This window comes from Povalibacter uvarum, assembly GCF_014202975.1.
GTDB classification, from domain to species: domain Bacteria; phylum Pseudomonadota; class Gammaproteobacteria; order Steroidobacterales; family Steroidobacteraceae; genus Steroidobacter; species Steroidobacter uvarum.
This window is the reverse complement of record NZ_JACHHZ010000002.1, coordinates 1196374-1223182: the sequence shown is the minus strand read 5'-3', so window position 1 is coordinate 1223182 and position 26809 is coordinate 1196374. Positions and strand designations below refer to the sequence as shown.

At 63.1% G+C, this 26809-nt stretch carries 18 protein-coding genes; 6 read left to right on the top strand and 12 right to left on the bottom strand.

Annotated features, from left to right (window positions below):
- Positions 1-339 precede the first annotated feature (339 nt).
- Positions 340-1599 (top strand): TetR/AcrR family transcriptional regulator, encoded by a 1260-nt coding sequence (locus HNQ60_RS11545; RefSeq protein ID WP_221304137.1) that lies wholly within the window; start codon positions 340-342, stop codon positions 1597-1599.
- A gap of 95 nt (positions 1600-1694) precedes the next feature.
- Here the strand turns inward: HNQ60_RS11545 and HNQ60_RS11540 are convergent, their stop codons facing one another.
- From HNQ60_RS11540 to ilvB, 5 genes are all read right to left on the bottom strand, one after another.
- Positions 1695-4214 (bottom strand): TonB-dependent receptor, encoded by a 2520-nt coding sequence (locus tag HNQ60_RS11540; protein WP_184331787.1) that lies wholly within the window; start codon positions 4212-4214, stop codon positions 1695-1697.
- Positions 4215-4650: 436 nt separating this feature from the next.
- Entirely contained in the window at positions 4651-6351 is a 1701-nt protein-coding gene (locus HNQ60_RS11535; protein WP_221304136.1) for a class I adenylate-forming enzyme family protein, read from the bottom strand.
- Between the two features lie 209 nt (positions 6352-6560).
- Positions 6561-6986 carry a PaaI family thioesterase gene (locus HNQ60_RS11530; protein ID WP_184331783.1) on the bottom strand — a complete coding sequence of 142 codons (426 nt, stop codon included), beginning with the start codon at positions 6984-6986 and terminating at the stop codon, positions 6561-6563.
- 145 nt (positions 6987-7131) lie between these two features.
- Positions 7132-7551, bottom strand: a complete 420-nt coding sequence (locus tag HNQ60_RS11525; protein ID WP_184331781.1) for a VOC family protein — start codon at positions 7549-7551, stop codon at positions 7132-7134.
- Between the two features lie 126 nt (positions 7552-7677).
- On the bottom strand, positions 7678-9459 hold the full coding sequence (gene ilvB / locus HNQ60_RS11520; protein WP_184331891.1) for a biosynthetic-type acetolactate synthase large subunit: 1782 nt from the start codon (positions 9457-9459) through the stop codon (positions 7678-7680).
- 358 nt (positions 9460-9817) lie between these two features.
- Between ilvB and ilvN the strand changes: the two genes are divergently transcribed.
- Complete coding sequence (gene ilvN, locus HNQ60_RS11515) at positions 9818-10321, top strand: acetolactate synthase small subunit (RefSeq protein ID WP_184331779.1); 504 nt, start codon at positions 9818-9820, stop codon at positions 10319-10321.
- A gap of 133 nt (positions 10322-10454) precedes the next feature.
- A complete protein-coding gene (locus tag HNQ60_RS11510) occupies positions 10455-11063 on the top strand; it encodes a glutathione S-transferase family protein (RefSeq protein ID WP_221304135.1) in 609 nt (202 codons plus the stop codon).
- Positions 11064-11069: 6 nt separating this feature from the next.
- Here the strand turns inward: HNQ60_RS11510 and HNQ60_RS11505 are convergent, their stop codons facing one another.
- The 3 genes from HNQ60_RS11505 to HNQ60_RS11495 form a co-directional block, all read right to left on the bottom strand.
- Positions 11070-12746 (bottom strand): BamA/TamA family outer membrane protein, encoded by a 1677-nt coding sequence (locus tag HNQ60_RS11505; RefSeq protein WP_184331775.1) that lies wholly within the window; start codon positions 12744-12746, stop codon positions 11070-11072.
- Between the two features lie 96 nt (positions 12747-12842).
- Positions 12843-13814, bottom strand: a complete 972-nt coding sequence (locus HNQ60_RS11500; RefSeq protein ID WP_184331773.1) for a quinone oxidoreductase family protein — start codon at positions 13812-13814, stop codon at positions 12843-12845.
- A 219-nt stretch (positions 13815-14033) separates the two neighbouring features.
- Complete coding sequence (locus tag HNQ60_RS11495; protein WP_184331771.1) at positions 14034-14372, bottom strand: P-II family nitrogen regulator; 339 nt, start codon at positions 14370-14372, stop codon at positions 14034-14036.
- A gap of 501 nt (positions 14373-14873) precedes the next feature.
- Between HNQ60_RS11495 and HNQ60_RS11490 the strand changes: the two genes are divergently transcribed.
- A complete protein-coding gene (locus tag HNQ60_RS11490) occupies positions 14874-16862 on the top strand; it encodes a M12 family metallo-peptidase (protein ID WP_184331769.1) in 1989 nt (662 codons plus the stop codon).
- A 108-nt stretch (positions 16863-16970) separates the two neighbouring features.
- Positions 16971-17930: a DnaJ C-terminal domain-containing protein gene (locus HNQ60_RS11485; protein WP_184331767.1), complete on the top strand. Its 960-nt coding sequence runs from the start codon at positions 16971-16973 to the stop codon at positions 17928-17930.
- A gap of 26 nt (positions 17931-17956) precedes the next feature.
- On the opposite strand, the gene HNQ60_RS11480 is transcribed toward HNQ60_RS11485, so the two are convergent.
- From HNQ60_RS11480 to HNQ60_RS11470, 3 genes are all read right to left on the bottom strand, one after another.
- Positions 17957-18337 (bottom strand): response regulator, encoded by a 381-nt coding sequence (locus HNQ60_RS11480; protein ID WP_184331765.1) that lies wholly within the window; start codon positions 18335-18337, stop codon positions 17957-17959.
- Positions 18338-18694: 357 nt separating this feature from the next.
- Positions 18695-19321 carry a response regulator FixJ gene (gene fixJ / locus HNQ60_RS11475; RefSeq protein WP_184331763.1) on the bottom strand — a complete coding sequence of 209 codons (627 nt, stop codon included), beginning with the start codon at positions 19319-19321 and terminating at the stop codon, positions 18695-18697.
- A 5-nt stretch (positions 19322-19326) separates the two neighbouring features.
- Positions 19327-20874, bottom strand: coding sequence for a PAS domain-containing sensor histidine kinase (locus tag HNQ60_RS11470; protein WP_184331761.1), 1548 nt, complete (start codon positions 20872-20874; stop codon positions 19327-19329).
- A 105-nt stretch (positions 20875-20979) separates the two neighbouring features.
- Between HNQ60_RS11470 and HNQ60_RS11465 the strand changes: the two genes are divergently transcribed.
- Positions 20980-23064, top strand: a complete 2085-nt coding sequence (locus HNQ60_RS11465; protein WP_184331759.1) for an EAL domain-containing protein — start codon at positions 20980-20982, stop codon at positions 23062-23064.
- Positions 23065-23112: 48 nt separating this feature from the next.
- On the opposite strand, the gene pyc is transcribed toward HNQ60_RS11465, so the two are convergent.
- Positions 23113-26577 carry a pyruvate carboxylase gene (gene pyc, locus HNQ60_RS11460; RefSeq protein ID WP_184331757.1) on the bottom strand — a complete coding sequence of 1155 codons (3465 nt, stop codon included), beginning with the start codon at positions 26575-26577 and terminating at the stop codon, positions 23113-23115.
- Between the last annotated feature and the right edge of the window lie 232 nt (positions 26578-26809).

Genomic DNA, 26809 nt, shown 5'->3' with positions numbered 1-26809 from the left:
GCATCGTGACGATGTGCGTCGGCGGCGGCATGGGCGCCGCGGGACTGTTCGAAATCTTCTGATCGATTGGCGGCGGGATCGGAACGGTCCCGCCGCCCTCCTTACCCGCGGGAATGCCGCATTTCAGGCGGATCTTTCCCCGACATTGTCGTCGACCCGCCCTCTCCTTCGTTGGATTCTCCTGCTCCGCAGGACCCGGCGGGGCCGTTCCGCTCAGCCATTCTTCCCAGTGAAATCCGGTGTGCCGCCTCGCGGGCGGGCCCGTGGAACTGCCACAACCAATTGCCGGACAAGTGGCCTGTTCCTTAGACTGGCCCAATCTCGCGATATCAGAACGACATGTCCACCAGCGAAGATCGGATGGCGATGGAGGAATCTGCTGACAAACCGGCGGCGACGCCGCGCTACGCCCGCAAGAAGCAGGCGATCGTTGCTGCTGCGAGCGAGATCCTGAATCGCGATGGCGTGAAAGGCATGACGCTTGCGAGCGTGGCGGCGAGTGTCGGCCTGATCACGACGAGCGTCACTTACTACTTCCGCAAGAAGGAAGATCTCGCCGTCGCGTGCTTCCTCGAAGGCATCGAGCGCTTCGATGGGCTCATCACCGAGGCGCTGCGGGAACCGACAGCGCAGGCGCGTCTGCTGAAACTGCTCGATCTCTGGCTCGCGCTGAATCACCGCGTCGCGACCGGCGACGCGCATCAGGTGCCCTTCTTCAACGACATCCGCTCGCTGGAGAAGCCGCAGCGCAGCGTCGTGATCGAAGCGTACATGCGCTTCTTCGCCAAGGTGCGAATGCTCTTCGGCGACAACGAATTTCCCTGGCTCGATGAGCATCAGCGCACGGCGCGCGCGTATCTCATCATGGAGCAGATCTTCTGGACCGTGGCCTGGCTGCCTCGTTACGACCTCGAAGACTACGATCGCATCCGCGACCGCATGTTCGACCTGTTCGTGAACGGCCTGGCCGCGCCCGGCCGGCAATGGAATCCCGTACCGTTGCCGCTCGACGAAGTGCTCGCACCTGTTGAGCCGCAGGCCACGCCGCGCGAGACCTTTCTGATCGCCGCAACGCGCCTCATCAACGAACGCGGCTATCGCGGCGCATCCGTCGAGAAGATATCGGCACGACTCAACGTGACGAAGGGATCGTTCTATCACCACAACGAAGCCAAGGACGACCTGGTCGTCGAATGCTTCGATCGCAGCTTCGAAGTATCGCGCCGGATTCAGCGCGCCGTCACTGACCGACCCGAGAATCACTGGTGGAAGCTGTCGACGATCGCGGCAACGCTGATGGAGTACCAGCTCTCCGATGTCGGCCCCTTGCTCCGTACGTCCGCGTTGTCCGCCGTCCCTCTCGCCATCCGCGTCGAGATGGTCCGCAAATCGAACCGCGTCTCCGACCGCTTCGCCTCGATCATCAGCGACGGCATCGCCTCCGGCTGCATCCGTCCTGTCGATCCCTTCATCGCCGCCCAGATGCTGACGATCACGCTGAACGCGTCAGCGGAGATGAAATGGTGGGCCCCGCATGCGACGCAATCGGCGACGGACCTTTATGCGAAGCCGATGTTGATGGGGGCGTTCGCGCCGTAGGCGCGAGCTGTGAGCTGTGAGCCAGAAAAGAGAAAGCCCCGGCGCGTTCGCGCCGGGGCCCCTGGCTACTTTCTCACACGTCGCTCGTAGCTTCTTCAGAATCTGTACTGCACCTCCACCCCATAAGTCGCCGGTGCGATGAAGCTGCGGCTGCGTCGTGCACCCTGTGACAGCGCGGTGACCGATGCGCCCACGTAACCTTCGTCGTCGAATGCGTTGTCGGCATACGCGATGATGGTGTAGCGATCCTGCACATCGTCCCAGAGGATGCGGAAGTCGGCGGTTGCGAAGTCGTCGACGCGGTACGCCGGATTCGCGAACAGCGAGTACGTCGCTTCATCCTGCCAGGTGTACGAACCCGAGAAGGTCAGCGACCCCGGCGCGAAGTCGATGCGGTAGGTCGTGTTGAACGCGGCTTTGTTCTTCGGTGCCTGCGGGAGCTGGTTGCTGTCCAGGTTCTGCAGCCAGTTGCCGGCGGCGTCCTGGCCGACCGGGTTCGCACCAGCGGCGAGAGCCTGCGGATCGGCCGAGTCGTAATAGCAGTCGCTGTAGTCGGTCGCGCTGACGTAGCGGCACTCACGCGTGTTCTCGGTGTTGAGATACGAGTAATTGAGCATGAAAGTCAGGTTGTCCGTGGCGGCCCAGATCGTTTCGAGCTCGGCACCGTAGTTCGTCGCGTCGACGTTCTCGAACGTCGTGACGTTGATGCCGTTGCGGAACTGCGGGAACGGGATCTGCGCGTCGGCGTACTGGTAGTAAAACACTGCGCCGTTCAACTGGAAGTTCGCCGTGAGATTCGTCTTCCAGCCGAACTCCACGGCATCGAGGATCTCCTCGTCGACCGTTGCAGCGGCCGGATCGGCGCCGCCGATGATCGTGCCCAGATTGAATCCGCCCGACTTGTAGCCGCGGTTGTAGTTCGCGTACAGCATCGTGGCATCCGTCGGCGACCACTCGATGCCGACCTTGCCGCTGACGTTTTCCCATTCGTCTTCCAGCTGGCGCTGATTGAGCGTCGGGGAGACGTCGACTGCTGCGTTACCGGTGCCGCCGAGCGCTACTGCGATCGGATTGAATGCGATCAGGCGGTGATACTCATCCCCCACCTTCTCGTCCTTGGAATAGCGCACGCCGATCGTGGCGACCCACGTCTCCGAGAGTGCGTAGTCGAGCTGACCGAATGCGGCGTATGAATCGACTTCGACTGCGCCGTCCGCGAAGTAGAAGCGGCCGTCGACGTTCGGTGCCGCCAGCGTTGCCGACGGAGCGAGGCCGGCGCCCGCGCGCACATACGGGTTGTTGATCTGGGCGGTGTGACCCGGCGCATACAGCGACACCGGATTCTTCTGTTCTTCGTGGAACTGGTAGAGACCCACGATCCACTTGTGCGGGCCATCGCCGCTCGAGCTGAAGTTGATCTCGTTGCTGTACGACCGCTTGTCGTCCACGAATTCGGAGACGTACACCGGGATCACGGGCGTCGCGTACGGAATCGTTGCGCCGCTCGTCGGGCTGACATACGAGGCGACGGGGCCAGCAAACGAAGTCAGGTCGTAGTCGTTGGTGAGTGTGAAGTGCGACTGCTGCCAGCCGCCGACCCACTTGAGCGTCGTGCTTCCGAAGTCAAACGTCAGGTGCGAGACGACGTTGTGGTTGTCTTCGAGCGTGCCGCTGGCCGTGGTGTTCTCGCTGATCTTGTAGTGGTCGAGCACAGCCGGATTCGAAAGGCCCGCGCGCGTGGCGAGGAACTGCGCGTTCGGTACGAGGCTGCCGCTCGGGAACGGGCTCGCCGCCGCCTGGCCTGCGGTTGCGACACCGTAGTACGGATCGATCAGCACCGAGTTCAGGCTGCCGTCCGAGTTGTCAGAACCCCACTCGACGTTCGAGTACTTCAGCCACCACGTTGCGCTGTCTCCCAGATCCGCTTCGAGCTGCAATTCGAGCAGGCGGCGCTCCTGGCGGTAGCGATCCTCGCCGGCGTCGTTCTCGAAATAGCCTTCGTCGCGAGTCGAGTTGATGCCGGCGAAGCGCGCACGGAACGAATCGGTGATCGGTCCGGAAATCGCGGCCTCGATGATCTGCTGATCGTAGGTGCCGTACTGAGCGCGCACTTCACCGCTCAGTTCGGTGGTCGGACGCTTGGAGATGATGTTGATCGCGCCGCCCATCGAGTTGCGGCCGTAGAGCGTACCCTGCGGGCCGCGGAGGAATTCCACGCGTTCCACGAACAGCGAGCTCTTGTTCGATTCGGTCGTGCTCGAGGTGTAGAAGCCGTCGTTGTAGGTCGCCACGCCCGGATCCGATCCCAGCGCGTTGGTGAGGCGGCCGACGCCGCGGATGCTCAGGCGATCGTTCGAAGCGAAATTGAGGCCCGGCGTGAACGACGCGAAGTCTTCGATGTTCTTGATACCGACGATGTCACGCGCCTTGTCGGTGTAGGCGGAGATGGCAACAGGCACGTCCTGCAGCTTTTCCTCGCGCTTTTCCGCGGTGACCACGATCTCTTCCAGCGCCATGGTTTCGGGACCGGCGGGCTGGGCATGGGCCCCGACGTACGTTCCGACAGACAGAACCCCCGCGACCGCCAGACGCAATCCGACGTTGCTCGTACTCATGAGACAGCAAGCTCCTTATTACTACTGAGACACCGGTGGATGCCGATGTGGCAGTGAAGACACAGCCCGGCGTGTAAGAAAAATCGACGTCCGGGCGGTGGCGGAAGGTGCTTGAGCCTGGGAAGAAGGGTCAATTGTCTTTGCAACTCTTTATATTTCAGCGTGTTTTTTACAGCACGGTGCGGTTTGATGAGAGCTGCATCACAGTTCGCCGGGTGTTAGCGCATCACCTCGGTGCAGTGATGTTGGATTCGTAACACATGCGTAACACTTCTTTCCTGTGAGGGAATTCGGCGCGCGGGCGGGCCCTTGATGCGGAGCATCAAATGGGTTTGCGGTGCGGGATTAGGGAAGGGCTTGACCCGCGAGGCTGAGACGTGAGCCAGAGAGATGAAGACGGGCCCCGATGCCCTTCTGGCTCGAGCCTCGCGCCTCCTTACTCGAACAGCTTTTTCAGCTCCGTCTTCAGGATCTTGCCGGCGGGATTGCGTGGCAGCGTGTCCGAGAGGAACACCACCTTCACCGGCACCTTGAAGGCCGCGAGCCGCTGCGCGACCCACGTCTTGATCTCGTCTTCGCTCGCTTTCGCCCCCGGCTTCAGTTGCACGACGGCACCCGGTTCCTCTCCCAGCGTCTTGTGCGCAATGCCGACGAGCGCGGCATCCATGATCGCGGGGTGATCGTAGAGAACGTTCTCGACTTCGATGCAGTAGATGTTCTCGCCGCCGCGAATCAGCATGTCCTTCGCGCGATCGACGATGTAGCAGAAGCCTTCTTCATCCAGTCGGGCGATGTCGCCGGTTCGCAGCCAGCCATCGACAAATGTCTTGGCGGTCGCCTCGGGATGATTCCAGTATCCCTTCACGACCATCGGGCCCTTCACCCAGAGCTCGCCGACTTCGCCGATCGGCAACTCGCGATCAGCATCGGCGCTCATGATCTTCATCGCGCCGACTGCGGGAATCGGGCCGCACGACGCAGGTCGATTGATGTAGTCCTCCGAGCTGTGACCGCTGAAGGAAGCCGACGTCTCGGTCATGCCCCAGCCGTTCGCAGGCTGCGACTTCGGAAAGACCTCGACGATCCGTCGAACCAGTTCGGGCGCGGAGGGAGCGCCGCCGTAACCGACGTTCTCGAGCGACGAGAGATCGTACTTGCCGCGATTCGGGTGTTCGATGAGCTGCCAGGCAATCGTGGGCACCCCGCCGGTGAGCGTCACGCGCTCGCGCTCGATGACCTGCATGGCTTTCTCGGTTTCCCACTTGCGCATCATCACCATCTTTCCGCCGGCGAAAACGCTGGGAACGAGCGATGCGCAGAACCCCGTGACATGAAACAGCGGCACAGCCAGCAGCGTCACGCCCTGAGGCAATGTCGAAGGATCGGGCGGCATCTGTCCGCGGCGAAGAAACGCACGTGCCTTCGTCGCGCCCGCGGTCATGATGTTGCTCGTGATGTTGCGATGGGTTGCCAGCGCGCCCTTGGGTTTGCCGGTCGTGCCGGACGTGTAGAAGATCGTCGCGTCGTCCTCGGGCTCGAGGACGACATCGGGGAAGGGTCGATCGGGCAGCTTGCCCCATTCGTTCACCGCGCCGAGGATGCGCTCGATCTTCGTCACCCGGGGATCGGCCACATCGTCGTTCTCCCTGCAGATGTAGACGCGCTGCAGATCCGGGCAGGCATCGATGTGTTCGACGATGCGCTCGTAGCGCTCTGCATCGACGATCGCGATCTTCGAACCCGAGTTCTTCAATCCGTATTCAAGCTCGGGACCGGTCCACCACGCATTCAGCGGTGTGACGATGGCACCGCAGAGTGCTCCCGCGAACAGGCAGACGGGCCACTCGGGCAAATTGCGCATGATCAGCGCGATGCGATCGCCTTTGCGAATGCCTCGCGCCTGTAGTTCGTGTGCGAACGTCAGCACCGCACGCGTAAATGCTTCATATGTCGCGCGATCGTCTTCGTAAACCAGGAAGGTGCGATCCTTGTAGGCACGACCCACGATCAGCACATCGCGAAGCGTTGGCGGCGCATTCTTCCAGACGCGACCCTTGATGCCGCGAATGACGAGCTCCTGCGTCTCGAAACGCGCGCCCGGCGCAGTGAGCTTCGCGTGGGCTTCGGCGATGGACATCGCCGGCCACCCCTCGGGCAACGGGACAACCGGAGCTACGGACTGCGCCTGTGGCACCTTCATGTCGAACGACCCCCGACCGTGCACCGCAACGCTGGCGGCGACCTGATTCTCTCAGCCGGCTTTTCGTCGAAGCAATCGGGTTTGACGATGCTTCATCTTTATTTATGTCGCGCGATCCGCCCAGCGGCACGACTCGCGGATTCGACTCAGCCTTTGGCTGATCCCGCAGGCCATTCGGCGGCCATGAACACACCGCTGGCCCGCACAATGCGCTGCTCGCCGACGAGGATGTAGCAGTTGGCGAACGCGAGCCGATTTCCGCGGCGCTGCACATCCGTTCGCGTCTCCAGCCAGTCGCCCACCCGAGCCTGCCCCGCGTAGTCGATCGAGAGACTCGCCGTCACGTACCCGGCCGGCGGATCGGACGAGAACGCGAGCGTGTATCCGAGGGCGATATCCGCCAATGTTGCGAGCACGCCGCCATGCACATGCCCGCGCAGATTGCAGTGCTTCTGCTCCGCCCGCATCCCGACGACGAGATCGAGACCGCTGCCGTGCGAGTAGACGGGACCGAGCATCTCGATGACGGGGCTGACGCGGAAGATGGGTTGGAAAGGGGGAGGGATGGCCATGAGAGGGCTGGGACGCGGTGAGCTGTGAGCTACGAGCTGTGAGCCGGAAAAGAAGACCGAAGGGATAGAGCGGACACCGAGCCGGGCAAGTGCTGCGTCTCCATTTCTGGCTCACAGCTCGTCGCTCGCAGCTCGCAGCCTCTTCTCACCACTCGCCCGTATTCCCCATCGACACCCACGGCTCTTTGGGAGCCTGCGCTCCTCCCTTCTGCAGCAGCTCGATGGAAATCTTGTCGGGAGAACGAATGAACGCCATCCGGCCATCGCGGGGCGGTCGATTGATCGTGATGCCGCGATCCATCAGTCGCTGGCACGTCGCGTAGATGTCATCGACTTCGTAAGCGAGATGCCCGAACGCGCGACCGATCCTGTAGTCCTCGGGATCCCAGTTGTACGTGAGCTCGACCTGCGCCTCGTCATCGCCCGGCGCCGCGAGAAACACGAGAGTGAATCGCCCCTTCTCGCTCTCCGTCCTGCGCAGCTCGCGCAAACCGAGCGCATCGCAGTAGAACTTCAGCGACTCAGGAAGATTGGTCACTCGGACCATGGTGTGGAGGTATTTCATGGGAGCCGCGAGCGGTGAGCGACGAGCTATGAGCCAGAATCGACACGAGCGACAGAGCACTGCGCGCGCCAGATGGTGCCGCCGGAAGTCTGGCTCACAGCTCGTCGCTCGCAGCTCATCGCCTCTTCAAAACATTTCCGACGCATCCGGTGCGCGCACTTCCGTCTTGTGCCGCGACGGAATGTGGTCGCCGGTGATCATCTCCTCGTAGGCCTGGCCGGGGCCGACCATCGGATAGACGCCGGCATCAGGGTCGATCATGACTTCGAGGAATGCGGCGCCGGGGAACTCGATGAACTCACGCACGACGCGGGCGACGTCTTCGTTGCGTTCGAGGCGCACCGCGAACTGGAAGCCGTCGGCCTGAGCGGCCTTGATGAAATCCTTCTTGTGCAGCGATTTGTCGCTCGCGGACAGGCGGCCCTTGAAGAAGAGCTTCTGCCACTGCTTGACCATGCCGTCGCCGCAGTTGTTCAGCACGATGACCTTCACCGGCAGATCGTAGGTCGTGACTGTTTCGAGCTCGCCGATGTTCATGCGAATGCTCGCGTCACCATCGATGTCGATGACGAGCCGATCCGGCCGCGCGAACTGAGCGCCGATCGCAGCGGGCAGGCCGAAGCCCATCGTGCCCATGCTGCCGGACGTGAGCCAGAGTCGCGGATCAGCGAAATCGAAATACTGCGCGGCCCACATCTGATGCTGGCCTACGCCCGTGCTGATGATGGCCTTACCCTTCGTGAGTTTGTTGATCTCTTCGAGCACGTAGTAAGGCTGCACCAGCGTGCTCGCACGGTCGTAGTTCATCGCGTACTTGGAACGAAGATCCGCGCAGTGCCTGTGCCATGGCGACCAGTCGCGACGGAAGCTCACACGGCGGCCGTAGTTCTTGAGCGCACGCAGCGCTTCGGGCAGCAGGCCGACGTGATGCCACTGCACCGGCTTGACCTTGTTGATCTCGGACGCGTCGATATCGATCTGCGCAATGCACTTCGCATTCGGCGCGAACTTCGGCGGATTGCCCGCTACGCGATCATCGAAGCGTGCGCCCACTGCAAACAGGAAGTCGCAATCATCGACGGCATAGTTCGCGAATGCCGCGCCGTGCATGCCGAGCATGCGCATCGACAAGGGATGCATCGTGTCGACCGCGCCGAGCCCCATCAGAGTGGTGACCACTGGAATCTGGAATTCGTTCGAGAGCTCGCGCAGGATCTCGGCGCCTTCCGAATTGATCACACCGCCGCCCGCATAGATGAGCGGACGCTTCGCTTCGCCGAGCATGCGGAAGAAGTCGGCGCACTGATCGTCGGAGAGCACGTTGCGAACGAGACGATTCATCCGGTGCCGGTAGCCCGCGACCGGAAGGCGGCCCGATCCCTGGAACGCGCCGCGCCAGTTCTGAACGTCCTTCGGAATATCGATCACGACCGGACCGGGGCGACCGGTGCGCGCAATCTCGAAAGCAGTGCGGACAGTGGCCTCGAGCTTGGTCGGATCAGTGACCAGGAAGATGTGCTTCGCGACCGATCCCATGATGCTCGCGACCGGCGCTTCCTGGAATGCATCACTGCCGATCGCGCCCGTCGGCACCTGGCCGCAGATCACGACGATCGGAATGGAATCCGCCATGCAATCGCGCACCGGGGTCACGGTGTTGGTTGCGCCCGGGCCGGAAGTCACGACGCAGACACCGACCTTCCCGCTCGCGCGCGCATAGCCCGCCGCCATGAAGCCCGCGCCCTGCTCGTTGGCCGGCACGATCAGCGGCATCTTGCGGGCATCTTTCTTCTGGTTGTAGACGAAGATGGCGTCGTACGTCGGCAGGATCGCGCCGCCGCTATAGCCGAAGACAATGTCCACGCCCTCGTCGGCGAGCACCTGGACAATGATGTCGGCACCGGCCATTTGCTGGCCGGCAAGCGGATGGGCGCTGGTCTGGAGCGCTGCGTGACTGTGTTTCACGGCTATGTTCCGTTGGCAGGACCGCAGGGCGGGCCTGTTCGATCAGGGGGATACGTGCGGCCCGCTGGCGGCCGGATAAAGCCGGCCAGAGAGGCTAGTGCACTGCAAAGAGCCTAGCAGCATCCTTCCCTGCGCGTCCATTTCAGGGCAAAAAGCGTGTGACAGGCGCCCCGCGGTGCGGGATGAGCCGCGACCCTGGCCGGAACGTGGCAATTGGCGCGTCTTCCCTTATGCTCGCGTGCCCCGCAGCGGGATCGCGATCGGTCCCAAGGATGCGGGACCGCCGAGGAAGACACCGTCAATGACCAGCAAGCGTCACATCATTTCCATCCTGTTGCAGAACGAAGTCGGTGCGCTCACGCGCGTCACGAGCCTCTTCGCCACGCGCGGGTACAACATCGAATCGCTCAACGTGGCGCCGACCGACGATCCGACCGTATCGCGCCTGACGCTGGTCACGAGCGGATCGGAAGCCGTCGTGCAGCAGATCGTGAATCAATCACTCAAGCTCATCGACGTGGTGAACGTCGACGACATGACGAGCGATCAGCACGTCGAACGTGAGTTGCTGCTCATCAAGCTGCGCGTGCCACCGAGTCTCACCGTGCGTCTGCGCGAGTCGGTGACGAAGGCGAATGCGCGGGTCTTGTCGGATGAGCCCGAAAGCTTTACCGTCGAACTCACTGACAGTGAATCGCAGATCAACCGGTTCGTTGCCGAAGTGGGGAGCTTCGGTGAAGTGCTGGAAGTCGTGCGCAGCGGAGCGCTGGCGATCCTGCGCGGCGCAACGACGCTCCGCGCATAACCCATACCTGCTTAACAGTTCGTTCGGTCGTCACACCGGGCAGGGTGTTGCGACCGATTTGTATGTCGTGGGCGCTCGAAGCGCACCGCGAGCCTTTGTTGGGGAAGGCCGGGCGTGTTGATAGGGAGTGACGATGTATCGCTTATATGACTACCTGCCCTCCGGGAACGGCTACAAAGCCCGCCTGGTCCTGAAGTACTTGCGCATTCCGTACGAGCTCGTCGAAGTCGACATCAAGCGCGGCGAATCCCGGACGCCCGAATTTCTGGTCAAGAATCCCAACGGTCGCATTCCGCTGCTGGAAGTCCCGGGCAAAGGGTATCTGCCCGAGAGCCACGCGATCATTTCGTTCCTGGCCGAGAGCTCGGATCTCATTCCGACCGATCCGTTCGAGCGCGCCCGCATGTGGCACTGGATGTGCTTCGAGCAGTATCACGTCGAGCCCAACATCGGAACGGTGCGCTTCTGGGTCAACTCGCTGCAAAAGACCCGCGCCGAGCTCGGCGAGAAGCTCATCGAGAAAAAGAAGAGCGGCTATGCCGCGCTCGACGTGCTCGAACACGCCCTGCGCGATCGCACGTATCTCGTAGGCGAACGCTACTCCCTCGCGGACATTTCGCTGTTCGCGTACGTCCACGTCGCGCATGAAGGCGGCTTCGACCTGCAGCCGTATCCGAATGTGCGCGCCTGGTGCGATCGCATTGCGGGCCAGCCGGGCTGGACACCGCTCACGGAGAAATAACTCGATTCAGAAGCTCTTCTTCGTCTCCACCAGGAACTGCATGTCATCGATGGTGTTGTCGCCATCGAGCGGGAACGCCAGATCCAGGTGAATGACGTTGCCGAAGGACGAGCGACTCGATCCGAGTCTCAGGCCCACGCCGACATCCTTGAGCAGTCCCTGGTTCACACCGGGGACGGCTCCCTTGCCCCACGTGCGGCCGGCATCGAAGAAGACCGCGCCGCCCAGGTGAAACAGCCGGAACAAGTAGTACTTCGTGTAGACGCGATGTTCCAGTGTCAGCAGCGCACGGGAAGAACCGCCTTGATAGCGCAGTGGGTAGCCCCGCAATCCATTGTCGCCGCCGAGCAGAAGCTGTCGATCGGCATCGAGACTTTCGGTGACCGTGCCGCTCAGTGACGCGAAGAAGAGTTGCCGCGGCGACGTTCGCCAGTAGTAGCGCGCAAGCGCGGTGAGTACGCCATTGCGCAGGTCGCCATCCTCGATGCGACTCTCGCCGCTCAGAGCAAACACCGTCGTGTGCTTGTTGTTCTCGCCGCGCTCGATGCTGGCGCCCGCGGATGTCGCCAGCATCCACGCATCGCGATCAGAGCCGAGCTGCGTGGACGCATAGCCGATACGCCCGCGCCAGAACGTGCCGGTGTACAGATCCTCCGTGCGTTCGATCTGATCCTGATTGCGTCGCTCTTCGAAAGCGTCCTCGAGCAGCGTCACCTGCACGAATGGATACGCCAGCACGCGATCCTCGGGCAGAACACTGGCCGCCTGATCGTCCTCGATCGAATAGAACCGATCGCTTTCGTAGGAAGCGCCGAGCACCGTGCGCCGTACCCAGCCGTTCGAAACGCCTGTCGACCAGCCGCCGAAGGCGCTCACGTCCTCTTCGATGTGCCGGTACCTGTCGACGACTTCGCCCAGGTCGTAGCGCGAGTCGATGCGATCCCAGTCCGCCGCGCCGGCCCCCGCGGACCACGACGTTTCCATCGAGTAGAACGGACGATCGAAAGAGAAGTCCCGCAGCCGACCGTCGCTGTTGTCTTCGTAGGCAAGCTGCATGCGATTCCAGCTGCCGAGCAAGTGCGGATCCTGGTAGCGGATCCGTTTGATGTCGCGATCGACATCGCGCGTGAAGGCGAGTTCGATCTCCTTGCCACGGCCGAGCAGGTTCGATTCCTCGAACTCGATACCCGTGGAATTTTCTCCACCGCTGCGGCCGAAACTGATGCCGGGCTTCAGCGTCCAGACATCGCGGGTGCGCACGACCAGATCGACAGTGCCGTCCTGAGACGGCACCGGCGTGATCCTGGCGTCGAAGAGATAGTCGTTCGTACGCAGTATCCGCTCGCTCTCGCGCACGCGACGCGCGGACAACGGGTCGCCACTGCGGACGAGCAGCTGCTCCTTGATGATGTCGGGCCGCGTCTCGATGTGGAATTTGTTGGCTAGCCGGAAGAGCCAGTTGTTCTCTTCGGGCAGATTCGTGTCGAACACATCCTCATTCACGATGATGATGCGGCCGATCGTGGCGCCTTGCGCTTCGAGCGCTTCCAGTGTCGGGGGCGGTTGCGTTGCAGCCGCGGCCGGCTCGCCCTCGCCTTCGGCGGCGGTGTTCTCCTCCGCCCGAGCGTATGAGCCACAACAGGCGCCCGCGCATACGACGACGAGTGCGGCAAATCCGCGCATCGTCCTTCGGGCGTCCGGCAGTGGCCTGTCTGCGATCACTTTGCACCGCTGAGAATCTGTTTCGCGAGGCGCAGCGGACGCCTCGCGACGTCGCTATCAGGGCAGCAACACGGTCGAGCCGGTCGTCTGTCGGGCTTCCAGCTCCCGATGCGCCCGGGCGGCATCCTGCAACGGATAGGTCTGTCCGACGTGCACCTTGATCACAGAACGCGCGGCCAGATCGAGCAACTCGTCCGCGGCACGCTGCAATGCACTGCGGGTAGCCGTGTAGTTGAACAGCGTCGGTCGAGTGAGGAAGAGCGATCCTCGCTTGCTGAGCTCGAGAGGCGCCACGGGCGGCACCGGGCCGGACGAATTGCCATACGTAACCATCAGGCCGCGGGGACGCAGACAGTCGAGCGACTGCATGAAGGTGTCCTTGCCGACGGAGTCGTAAACGACATTCACGCCGCGCTTGCGCGTGATGGATTTGACCTGGGCAACCCAGTCTTCTTCCAGCGTCAGCACGTGGTCGGCGCGCAGAGCACGAACCGCATCCTGTTTTGCCGCGGATCCAACGGTCGCGATGACAGTCGCCCCAAGATGTTTGGCCCACTGCACGGCAATCATGCCGACACCGCCAGCGGCTGCATGAATCAGCACGATATCGCTCTTGCGCACGCGATGAATCTGTCGCAACAGCATCTGAACGGTGAGCCCCTTGAGCATCAGGGCGGCTGCGCTTCGATCGTCGATCGCGGACGGCAGCTTCACGAGCCGCTCAGCGGGCATCACACGAGCTTCAGCGTAGGCACCGCCACGATCCGCGGCGTACCCGACGCGATCACCCACAGCGAAGTCGCGGATGCCGGAGCCCACGGCTTCGATGACGCCAGCGCCTTCGCGGCCGGGAGTCGTGGGCAGTTTCGACGAATACAGGCCGGTTCGTTCGTAAACGTCGATGAAGTTCAGGCCGACCGCGGTGTGGCGGATGCGCACTTCCTTCGGACCAGGCTCGCCGACGTCGACCTGTTCCCAGCGCAATACGTCGGGCCCGCCGTGGGCGTGAAATCGAATCGCGTGTGTCATTGAACCACCGCCAGTGAAGGAACGGCGGTCAGTCTAGGGAGCGGCGGAATTGGACGTCCAGCCGCAGTTTCCGGCTGGAGGAATGGAACAGCAGGTGGGCTGATATCGGTTTGTCACTCCCGCGAACGCGGGAGTCGGGCTTCGTCACTCCCGCGAACGCGGGAGTCCATCTGTTACCCGATGGATTCCCGCCTGCGCGGGAATGACAGCGGTTGGGCGTCAGAGTGCCTGGTCGTCCGCTTCACCGGTACGGATGCGCAGCACGCGCTCCAGGTCGGTGATGAAGATCTTGCCGTCGCCGACCTTGCCGGTCTTGGCGGCATTGATGATGGCCTCGACCACTTGATCGACCAGCGCGTCCTTCACTGCCACTTCGATGCGGGTCTTGGGAACGAAATCGACGACGTACTCGGCGCCTCGATACAGCTCCGTGTGTCCGCGCTGGCGGCCGAAGCCTTTCACTTCGGTCACGGTCATGCCGGAAACGCCGATCTCCGAAAGTGCGGCACGCACGTCGTCGAGTTTGAAGGGCTTGATGATCGCGCTGATGAGTTTCATTTTCCCCGTGGCTCCTGTCTCGAAGTGCGGCGGTCAGTTAGGTTTTTCGGTGCTGCTCGGCAGGGGCAAAGGCCAGAATACCTCACTGCCGCAGCGAAGCTTTGCAATGCACGTTCTGTGCCGTGCTTCGCGGCGAACGGCACGCCAGCCGCGACGGCGACCTGCGGCATCGCGCTCACCCAACCTGCACCAGTTTAGCGCTCTGATTTCTTTCGATGCTCGTATGTAGTGCAAGAAGAGGGTTTGAGTCCGCGGGGCTCGGGACTCGGGATTCGGGCGCGACCCCGTGCCCGCTGCCTGTCATCAAATCATCGACTGGATCACGTGTTTGTCGCAGTTCAGAAACAATGGACGTGACATAGCGCCCAGGTCTGCGCTGTTCGCGACGGATGTCCTTGTTCACTTTCGGCAAGTATGGGAAAACGTGCGCTCTTACTGGATCCGGGACGGGGAATGGGGCTTAGCGGGGGTTCGGGCACTGGCCGTTGGCCAGGAATCGTCTTGTGCGCCACGTTGGCGGCGCCTGCGGTTGCAATGGGGCATAGCGATGCCGCCACGCCCGTTCGCGTCCTCGCGCACGAAGCTTTCCGCCCGGTCCTGTCCACGGCTCCCGCCGGATCCCAGAAAGCCTCCACCGTTCGCGCGTTGAAGTTCGATGCCTATGGCCGGCGCTTCAACCTCGCCCTGGAACTCAATCCCCGCCTGACCGCCGCCGCAAAGGCCGCGCAGGCCGAGGGCTCGGCGCTGAGCCTCTATCAGGGCACGATCGAGAACGTTCCAGGCTCCTGGGTGCGGATGAGCGCCAAAGCCCAGTCGATCAGCGGAATGATCTGGGACGGCGATGAGCTCTATCTGGTCGACTCGGCCGCGATCCTCGGCGACGACGCCAGGACCGGCGAGACCATCATCTTCAAGCTCTCGGATGCGCAGTTCGATTCGGACGCGCCGTTCTGCGGCAAAGAGCCTCTGCGCTCGGGCAAAGATGCGTACGCCGCGCTGGTCACCGAACTCAAGAGCTCCCCGATCATCATGCAGGCCGCCGGCGCATCGATGCGGCTCGAGATTTCCGCGCTCGCCGATTCGCTCTTCCGCAATCGCTACTCGAGCGTGCAGACCGCGCGCGAAGCCGTGCTGATCCGGCTCAACAACGTCGACGGCATCTTCAGCGCGCAGCTCGGGGTCGAGATCCAGGTCCCGACCACGAATATCGACGACGCGCTCACGTCGCAGCTGCCTGCAACGACAGATGCGAACACGCTGGTCAGCGAGCTCGGTTCATTGCGCGAACGTACATCGCTGCTGCGCGCACGCGGCCTGACGCACCTCTTCACCGGCCGCGATCTCGACGGCACCACCGTTGGCATCGCCTACACGGATTCGCTCTGTCATCGACGTTACGGCGCGGGCCTGACACAGACGAGCGGCAACTCGACGATCGACTCGCTGATCACGGCGCACGAGATCGGTCACAACTTCGGCGCGCCGCACGATGGCGATCCCGAAAAGCAGTGCGCGTCGACACCGCAAGGCCAGTATCTGATGTCGCCCTCCGTGAATGCCGGCGCGACGACGTTCTCTCAGTGCAGCGTCAGCGTCATCCTCCCGCGCATGCAGGCGGCGACATGCCTCCTGCCGCTGACGGCACCGGATCTGTCGATCCCGATCGATCTCGGTACCCACACAGCGGCGGTCGGACGTCCGTTCGAGTGGCACCTCGAAATCAGGAACACCGGCGGCTCGACTGCGATCAGCAGCAGCGCGCGATTGTTCGTTCCGCCGGTCGTCATGATCGACGATGTCTTCGTCGCCGGCGGCACCTGCACGAGCGCCAGCGGCGGCGGCGCCGTGACCTGCGAAATGGGCAACATTCCCGCCGGAGGTTCGCGGGTCATCGAGATGACGATGCACAGTGATGTCGTCGGCAGCAACTCGATCTCCGCGCACGTCAGCACGCTCAACGACGCACAGACGAGCAACAACTCGGGCGACGGCACGCTGGTGATCGAGCCCGAAGCCGATCTCGCAGTCACTGCTGACGCACCCGCAACCGGCGTCGTCGGTTCGAGCCTCACCGCCAGCTTCACCGTGACGAATGCAGCCGTCATCGACGTCACGGGTGTTCAGGTCGAAGTCGCTTTCTCCGAAGGCATGCAGCCCTCGGCCGGGCAGATCGCCGGCGGCGACTGCACCGTCTCCGCAACGTCGATCCGCTGCACTGTGCCTTCGCTTGCAGCGAACGGCTCCGCAGCTGGCACGATCACCGCAACTCCCCGCAGCGCCGGCACCGCGACGATCGCCACCGCTGTCTCGGGCGACTATGTCGACCCCAACAGCGCAAATGACCGCGCGGAGCGCAGCGTAAGCGTGACGCCGGCACCTTCGACGGAACCGTCCAACAGCGGCGGCGGCCAGGGCGGCGGCGGATCGACCAGCCCGCTCCTCCTTCTCGCACTGAGCCTGCTCGGCTTGCTTCGCCGCCCGCGCGCCTGACGGGCGGTCAGTCCCGGCGTACTTGAAATCCGACGCTCGCGCCTTCAGTTCTGGCGCTACATTTCTCTATCTTTCGGAAGGTCGATCGCCCGCGCCTGAAGCCGATCCATGGATTACAAGGACTACTACAAGATTCTCGGTGTCGAACGCGACGCCAAGCCCGAAGACATCAAGCGTGTCTATCGGCGGCTGGCGCGCAAGTACCATCCTGACGTCAGCAAGGAAGCCGACGCCGAGAACAAGTTCAAGGAAGTCCAGGAAGCCTACGAAGTCCTGAAGGATCCGGAGAAGCGCGCCGCCTACGACCAGCTCGGTTCGCAGTGGCGCCAGGGCCAGTCGTTCACCCCGCCGCCGGACTGGGGCCGTGACTTCGAGTTCACGACATCGTTCGGCGGCCGCGAAGATTCGGGGTTCAGCGACTTCTTCTCATCGCTCTTCGGCGCCCGCAGTGCGTTTCGCGGTCAGCGCGGCGGCAGTGGGTTCGGCGGATTCTCATCCGCGGGCGAAGACCATGCGGCCAAGATCCAGATCGATCTCGAAGATGCCTTTCGCGGCGGCGCTCAGAACATCGAACTGAAGACACCGCAGCTCGATGAAAGCGGCCGCGTGCTGGTCAAGCCGCGGACCTTGAAAGTAACGATTCCCGCCGGCGTCATCGAAGGACAGAAGATCCGCCTCGCCGGCCAGGGCAGCCCGGGCGCGGGCGGCGGCCCCGCGGGTGACTTGTATCTCGAGATCGGATTCAAACCGCATCGGCTCTTCCAGGCCGAGGGTCGCGACATCACGCTCCAGTTGCCCATCGCTCCGTGGGAAGCCGCGCTCGGCGCGACTGTTCCAACGCCAACGCTCGCCGGTACCGTCGACTTGCGAATTCCCGCCAATGCGAAGGCCGGGCAGAAGTTGCGGTTGAGAGGTCGCGGTCTCCCCGGTCCGACGCCGGGCGATCAGTACGTCGTGCTCAAGATCGTCCTGCCTCCCGCGGATTCGCCGAAGGCGAAGGAACTGTACGAGCAGATGCAGAAGGAGTTGCCGTTCGATCCCAGAGCGGAGATGACCAGAGCCGAATGAAATGAGACCGTGACCGATCGCGGCCTTCAGTGCTTCGCTCCCTGATGATCCAGCAGATACGCAACTCTTCGCAGGATTGCGATATCGATGTGCGGCTTCTCGATGAAGTCGACGGCGCCTTCGCGCATTGCGGTCACCGCCGCGCGCACATCAGCTTCATCCCCCAAGAGAATCACTGGCGGCGGCGTGCTGTCCGCGCGCAGCAATCGCAACAGATCGAGACCCGACATTCCGGGAAGCGTGACCTCAGTGATCAGGCAGCCGGGCGCGCGACCGTGATCCGCGAGATAACTCTCCGCGCTCTCGAAGTCGTGGATCTCAGCATCGAGTGGACTGAGCAGTGAGCGAAGCGTTCGGCGATCCCTTGCGTCGGCTTCGATTACTGCAACGATTGGACGAGTCGCCACGGAAGTTGGTAGTCAAAAAAAGCGGCCACGGCCACTGTACAAGAGACATCCGAGCCGCAGGGAGGATTGGGGGCGGTGGAATCACTTGTGGGCCGTGGTCGCATGGGTGCTATGTTTCGCCGAGCGACGCCTCACCAGAAATTCGCACTTGTACCTAAAAAGAATCTGCAAAGCGCGTCATGCAGCGCACGCAGCGCAAGTGCAACGCGACAAAAGTAGGAGAAGAAGCGATGAGCTACGCGCTGCGAGCGATGAGCCGGAGTAAGAGAAGAGCTGCGGACGCATCAAGGTGATCGAGCGACGAGCAGGACGACCGGAGCTTCTGAAGCTCGCAGCTCATCGCTCATCGCTTCTTTCTCACGCCTGCCCAACCTCCAGCACCATCCTCACCAGATGCGCGAGTGATGATGCCTGCATCTTCTCCATCACGCGGGCGCGATGGATTTCGACCGTGCGCTGACTCAGCTTGAGATCGCCGGCGATCACCTTGTTCGCCTTGCCGTGGACGACGAGGTCGAGCACTTCGCGTTCGCGCGGCGTGAGCGTTTCGAGTCGGCGGCGGATGTCGTTGCGTTCGCCGAGGGCTGCGCGGTTGTTGCTGTCCTTCTCGAGCGCCTGGTTGATCCGGTCGATCAGGTCCTGATCGCGGAACGGCTTCTGGATGAAATCGACGGCACCGGCCTGCATCGCTTCCACCGCCATGGGCACATCGCCGTGGCCGGTGATGAAGATGATCGGCAGGATGGAATGCCGCTCGTTGAGTTTCTGCTGCAGCTCGAGACCGGACATGCCGGGCATGCGGATGTCGAGCACCAGGCAGCCGGGCCGGTCCTCGCTGTACGCATCCAGGAATTCCTGGCCGGAGCCGAATGTCTCGACGGCCTGGCCCACCGAGCGCAGCAGCAGCTTCAAGGCATCGCGTACAGCCGAATCGTCGTCGACGACGAAGATCGTCGGCCGTGCGGTAGTCGCATTTCCCCTCATCACACTCAACTCCCTGCTGGCGCCGGCACTGCCGGCAACGTGAAAAAGAATCGCGCCCCGCCACCCGGGTTCGCACTGCACCACAGTTTGCCGCCATGAGCACGCACGATCGAGCGGCTGATGGACAAGCCGAGCCCCGTGCCGCCCGGTTTCGTGGTGAAGAATGGATTGAAGAGCTCGGCCGAAGCGACCGCGGCGACACCGACGCCGCGGTCGGCAACCATGAATTCGACGTCGCCCTCGGCATCGATCTGCGTCCGCAGCAGGATCTCGCGCTGTGCCTCGGGAATCTCCTGCATGGCGTCGATGCTGTTGCGGACGAGGTTGAGGATGACCTGCTGGATCTGCACGGCGTCCGCCTTCACATGCGGCGAGTCCGGGCTCGACTCGAGCCGGAAACGGACGCCGTGATGACGGGCATCCGTCTGCGCCAGCATGCGGACGTCCTCCAGCAGGCGATTCGCCTCGATCGGTTCGCGCCGTACCTCGCGGTTCTTCACGAAGCTGCGCAGGCGGCGGATCACTTCACCGGCGCGCAACGCCTGGCCGCTGATCTGCTCGAGCGCGTCGTTGATCTCCTGCAGCTCGAAGTCCCCGCTGGCGATCAGACGCTGGCACGCCTGGGCAAACGTCGCGATCGCGGTCAGCGGCTGGTTGACCTCGTGGGCGATACCCGCGGCCATCTCGCCCATCGTCGAGATCCGGCCGAAGTGCGCAATGCGGTCCTGCATCTGGCGCGCTTCGTCTTCGGCACGGCGCCGGTCGGTGATGTCGTGCAGCGTGCCGACCTGCCTCAGCGCCCGGCCATCCGTGCTGCGGGTCGTCTGGGCGATATGGTGTACGTAACGAAGCGACCCGTCCGGATGAATGATGCGGTATTCGATGTCGGCCGAGCGGGCACCCGCGGCCAGCTCGTCACGCATCTGCTGCCACCGGGCGCGATCGGCGGCATGCACCATCGGCTCCAGGTACTCGTAGACACCAATATATCGTTCGCCGTAGCGACGTCCGAGAACCCGGTACAGGTGCGGCGACCAGTAGTCCTCGAGATTGCTGTCGAAGTGGACGACGTAGTTGCCGAGGTTCGCGATCTCCTGCGCGATGGTGAGCTGGGCCTCGCTGCGGCGCAGGGCCTCCTCGGCGTTGCGCCGGACCGTGATGTCTCGAATGAATCCGGCGAAGCGCGGCGGATCGGTGCCCTGCACCCGCCCGATCGCGATCTCGGCGGAGAACTCGCTGCCGTCGCGGCGTTTCGCGAGCAGCTCACGGCCGATGCCGACGATCCGCGGCTCGCCCGCTTCGATGTACTGACGAAGATAGTCGTCCTGCTGCGAGCGGTAGGGTTCGGGCAGCAGGATGTTGACCTTGAGGCCGACGACGTCTTCTTCCTTGTAGCCGAACATCCGTTCACCGGCATGGTTCAGCAGCTCGATTCGTCCCTCGTGGTCGAACAGCACGACCGCATCGACCGCCGCATCGAGCACGGCCTGGAACTCTCGTTCCAGACGCTGGGCCCGCTCCTCCTGCGGCTCGGCGACTCGAAGTAAGGTCATAGCGCGATTCTAACCAAGGACCACGCTTTGCGTGCTAGATGCTTCGGGCAGACCGTATTGCCCGCGCTAGCCCACGACACGCGGGCCGCTGTAATCTCACGGTTCATGGACTCCGCAACCGTCCTGCTCATCGACGCGAACCCGGAGGACGAGCAGCTCATCCGCGAGGAACTCGCGCTGCTGCGCGGCACGTCGTACCGCATCGAGGTCGAACACACGCTTGCCGATGGACTGGCGCGCATCAAGAGCGGCCGCATCGACGTCGTTCTCATTGACCTCAACCTTCCCGACAGCCTGGGGATCACGACCTTCCTGCGATTGCAGCCCAAGGTCACGGTCTATCCGATCATCGTCCTCGTCAACCAGAACGATGAGGATCTGGGCATCGAGGCCGTCGAGCGCGGCGCACTCGACTATCTCATCAAGCAGCAGGTCGTCCACACGCTGCTCGGCAAGGCGCTGCGCTATGCGACCGAGCGCACCCACACGCTGCTTGCGCTCAAGGCATCGGAAACACGCTATCGCGAGTTGTACGAAAACGTGGTAGCGGGCGTGTTCCAGACCACGCCGGACGGTCACTTCATGGCCGCGAACCCGGCGCTGGTGAAACTGCTGGGCTACGAATCGGAAGATGAGCTCCTCGAACTGAACATCGCGCGCGATCTTTATATGTACGCCGAGGATCGCGACCACTGGATGAGGGCCATGGCGGCGTCCGGAGAGATCCGCAATGCCGAGCTCGTCCTGCGGCGCAAGGATGGGCGACGCATCGTCGTCCTCGAGAACTCACGCGCCGTTCGCAACGACCAGGGCCGCACGCTCTACTATGAAGGCACGCTCACCGACATCACCGAAGCGCATGAGCTCTCGCGCCAGCTCTCCTACGAGGCGAGTCACGATGCACTGACGGGGCTCATCAACCGACGGGAGTTCGAAGCCCGGCTGCAGTCGGCGCTCGACAGCGCCAACGCGAGTGGCGCAGCGCATGCTCTGTGCTATCTCGATCTCGATCAGTTCAAGATCATCAACGACACCTGCGGACACGTCGCCGGCGATGAGCTGCTGCGACAGCTCGCTCAGACATTGCAAAGCCGTGTGCGCAGCAACGACACGCTCGCACGCCTCGGCGGCGACGAGTTCGGTCTGCTGCTGCACAACTGCTCGATCGACGATGCCACTGCCGTCGCCAACGGCCTGCTGAAGGCCATCGAGCAGCACCAGTTCGTCTGGGGCAGCAGCACGTTCTCCGTCGGCGCCAGTATCGGCGTCGTGCCGGTCAGCACCGAGTTCCGCCGCATCACGCAGGTCATGCAGGCCGCCGATGCAGCGTGCTACACCGCCAAGGACCAGGGCCGCAATCGCATTCACCTCTATCGCGAGGACGACAGTCTCGTCGCCCAGCGTCACGGCGAGATGCAGTGGGTAGCTCGCGTCAAACAGGCGCTTGCAGACAACCGGTTCTATCTCGACGCGCAGGCGATCGTTCCGGTCTCGGGCTCCGGCGGCTTGCGCAACTACGAGTTGCTGCTGCGGATGCGCGATGAGTCAGGGCGCATCGTGCCGCCCGGCGCATTCCTGCCCGCGGTCGAACGCTACAACCTGTCGCTGCGACTCGACCGATGGGTAATTTCCGCGGCGCTGGAATGGCTGGCGTCGCATCGCGACCAGGCGGAACGCATCGCGCGCATCTTCGTCAACCTCTCGGGCGATTCCGTGGGCGATCCGCAGTTGCTCGATTTCATCCGCTCGCAGCTGCGGGAGACACGGGTGTCGCCGCACAAGATCGGGTTCGAGATCACCGAGACCGCCGCGATCGGCAATCTGACACGTGCCAACCAGCTGATTTCGGGGTTGCGCACGCTCGGCTGCGCGTTCGGACTCGACGACTTCGGCAGCGGCGTGTCCTCGTTCGCGTACCTCAAGGCGCTCAGTGTGGACTTCCTCAAGATCGACGGCCTGTTTGTCGGCAACATCATCGACGACGCCGTCGACTACGAGATGGTCCGCTCGATCACGGACATCGGCCACGTGATGGGGAAGAAAGTCGTCGCGGAATCCGTCGAAAGCACCGCAGTACTCCACAAGCTGCGCGAGATCGGCGTCGACTACGCGCAGGGATTTGCGGTGGGGATGCCGGGGCCGTTGTCGGAAATCGGTAGCGGCGAGCGGTCGGCGGGCAGGAATACCTGAGCCTGGCGAGACGTCATCCCCGCGTGCGCGGGAATGACGATGCGGCTCTCACGCCAGCACGATCAACAGATCCTTCGCATCCACTCCCTCTCCCGGCCGCGTCACGATTTCCCCGATCGTCGCATCGCGCTCTGCCCGCACGGATGTTTCCATCTTCATCGCCTCGATCGTGAGCAGCACATCGCCGCGAGCCACACGCGCGCCTTGTGAGACTGCGATGGTTGCGACCGTTCCCGGCATCGGCGCGGCGACGTGATTCGCGTTGGCGGCATCGGCCTTGCGTCGCGGGGGCTTGAGCGCGACCTGGCTGCGATCCGGCACTTTGACCGAACGTGGCTGCCCGTTGAGCTCGAAGAACACTGTACGCGTGCCGTCTTCGTGACTTTCGCTCGCGGCAACGAAGCGGACGATCAGGCTCTTGCCGCGCTCGATCTCGACGGTGACCTCATCGCCCGGCTCCATGCCATAGAAATAGAGCCCGGTCGGCAGCACACTCACCCGGCCATAGTCGAGGCGTGCCTGCATGTAGTCGAGGAAGACTTTCGGATACATGAGATACGAGGCGAACTCCTCGTCCGTGATCTCACGCCAGGTCTTTGCAGTTGCGGTCGCGCGCGCCTTGTCGAGATCGACTGCCGGCAATGACTCGCCCGGCCTCGCTGTCAGCGGCTCAGCGCCCTTGAGGATCTTCTTCTGCAGTGCCTGCGGGAAGCCACCGTACGGCTGGCCGAGATCGCCGCGGAACAGCGACACGACCGATTCGGGAAAGGCGATCTCGCTGTCCGGGTCCTGCACCTGCTGCGGCGTCAGGCCGCTCGCGACCATCATCAGCGCCATATCGCCGACGACCTTGGATGTCGGCGTCACTTTGACGATGTCACCGAACATCTCGTTGACGCTCGCGTACGCACGGGCGACCTCAGGCCATCGCGTATCGTCGATACCGAGCGAACGCGCCTGTTCACGCAGATTGGTGAACTGGCCGCCCGGCATGCCGTGCACATAAACCTCCGACGCGCCGGATCGCAGGTCGCTCTCGAACGCGACGTATCCACGACGCACCTGCTCCCAGTAGCTCGAGATCGTCCGCAGGTGATCGAGACTGACCCCGGCTTCGCGGGGGCCGTGCCGCAACGACTCCGCGATCGACCCGAGGTTCGGTTGCGATGTCAGTCCGCTCATCGAATCCATCGCGCCGTCCACGGCATCCGCACCGGCGTCGATCGCTGCCAGCACACTGGCTGCGGCGATACCGCTCGTGTCGTGCGTATGGAAGTGAATGGGCAGGCCCAGCTCTTCTTTCAGCGTCTTGACCAGCGTGAAGGCAGCGCGCGGCTGACACAGGCCCGCCATGTCCTTGATGCCGAGGATGTGCGCGCCGGCCGCCTTCAATTCGCGGCCCAGGCCGACGTAGTACTTGAGGTCGTACTTGGTCTGCTTCGGATCGGAGAGATTGCCGGTGTAGCAGATCGCCGCTTCGCACAGCTTGCCCGCATCGCGCACGGCGTCCATCGCGATGCGCATGTTCGGCACCCAGTTCAGCGAATCGAACACGCGGAAAAGATCGATGCCTGACTTCGCCGCCTGACGGACGAAGTACTGCACGACGTTGTCGGGATAGTTCGTGTAGCCGACGGCATTGGCGGACCGCAGCAGCATCTGCAGCAGCACGTTCGGCATCGCCTGCCGGAACTCGTGCAGCCGCTCCCATGGACATTCACCCAGGAAGCGCATCGACACATCGAACGTCGCACCGCCCCAGCATTCGACCGAGAACAACTCGGGCAGCAGGCTTGCGTAATAGGGCGCGATCGCCCGCATGTCATGCGTACGGAACCGCGTCGCCAGGAGTGACTGATGCGCATCGCGCATGGTCGTGTCGGTGAGCAGGACAGCTTTCTGCTCCAGCATCCAGCTGGCGAATTTCTCCGGGCCGAGCTCCTCGAGCTTCTGCTTCGTCCCGGCCCGCGGCGCAGGCAGATCGACCTTCGGCAGCTTCGGGTTCGTCCACTTTGCCGGTCGCTGGCGCCCCTTCACTTCCGGATTGCCGTTCACGACGACATCGCCGATGAAATTGAGGAGCCTCGTCGCGCGGTCGCGCTTGCGCGGGAAGCGGAACAGCTCCGGCGTCTGATCGATGAACTTCGTCGTGTATTCGGCGGAGGCGAACTTCGGATGCAGGATCAGCTGGTCGAGGAAGCGCAGATTCGTCACGACGCCGCGAACGCGGAACTCCCACAGCGCCCGATGCATGCGAGCGATCGTTTCCTGCGGCGTTGGCGACCACGCAGTCACCTTCACGAGGAGCGAGTCGTACGAACGCGTAATGATCGCGCCTGAATACGCCGTGCCTGCATCCAGCCGGATTCCGAACCCGGCCGGGCTGCGATAGGCGGTGATGCGACCGTAGTCCGGCGTGAAGTTGTTCTCAGGATCTTCCGTGGTCACGCGACACTGCATCGCGAAGCCGTTCAGCCGGATGTTCTCCTGCAGCGGCACGCCACTGTCCGGCTCACCGATCACGGCGCCTTCGGCAATGCGGATCTGCGCCCGGACGATATCGATACCCGTCACCGCCTCGGTCACGGTGTGCTCCACCTGCACGCGCGGATTGACCTCGATGAAATAGAACTTGCCCGTGTCGGCGTCCTGGAGGAACTCGACAGTGCCCGCATTGCGATAATTCACAGCTCGACCGATCTTGAGCGCCTCTTCGCACAGCGACTGGCGCTGCCCGGCTGTGAAGAATGTTGCGGGAGCGCGCTCGATCACTTTCTGGTTGCGGCGCTGAACAGTGCAATCACGCTCGAACAGGTGGACGAGATTGCCATGGCTATCGCCGAGCAACTGCACTTCGATATGTCGCGCGCGTCGCACGAGTTTCTCGAGATAAACCTCGTCGTTGCCGAACGCCGCCTTGGCTTCGCGCCGCGCGGTTGCAACCATTTCCTTCAGCTCGCTTTCCTGCTCGACGATGCGCATGCCGCGACCGCCGCCGCCCCAGCTCGCCTTGAGCATGACCGGGAAGCCGACCTCACGCGCCAGGCGGATGGTCTCCTCATCGTCTCTCGGCAATGGCGGAGTGGCCGGCATGACGGGCACACCAGCGCAGACCGCCAGATTGCGCGCAGCCACCTTGTTCCCCAGCCGCCGCATGATGTCGGGCGTTGGACCGACGAAGATCAGTCCCGCCGCCGCGCACGCTTCGGCGAAGTCCGGGTTCTCGGAGAGAAACCCATAGCCCGGATGGATCGCATCGACCTGCGCCGCCTTCGCGATGCGAATGATGTCGGCGATATCGAGATACGCCTCAACCGGCGTTTTGCCGGCGCCCACGAGATAACTCTCGTCGGCCTTCATCCGGTGCAGCGAGAAGCGGTCCTCCTGAGAGTAGATCGCCACCGTTCGCATGCCGAGCTCGGCAGCCGCTCGCATGACGCGGATGGCAATCTCGCCGCGATTGGCGACCATCAGGCTGCGGATCGGACGGGAAACGGGGGCGGATTGGGACATAGGAGCGGCGAGCTGTGAGCGATGAGCGATGAGCCAGAATTTGGAACCGCGGCGCGGCGCTCCGGCGGCATTGAATGCACCGGATCATAGCCGCCGCTCTGGTGCTGCAAGAGCGGGGCCAGCTTATCCGGCTATCGGTTTCGGAAATGTCCGAGCGGTGCGCCCGGTGTCATCGATTCCGTTCTGCTTTCCGGCTCGAAGCTCATCGCTCGCAGCTCATAGCTTCTTCGAG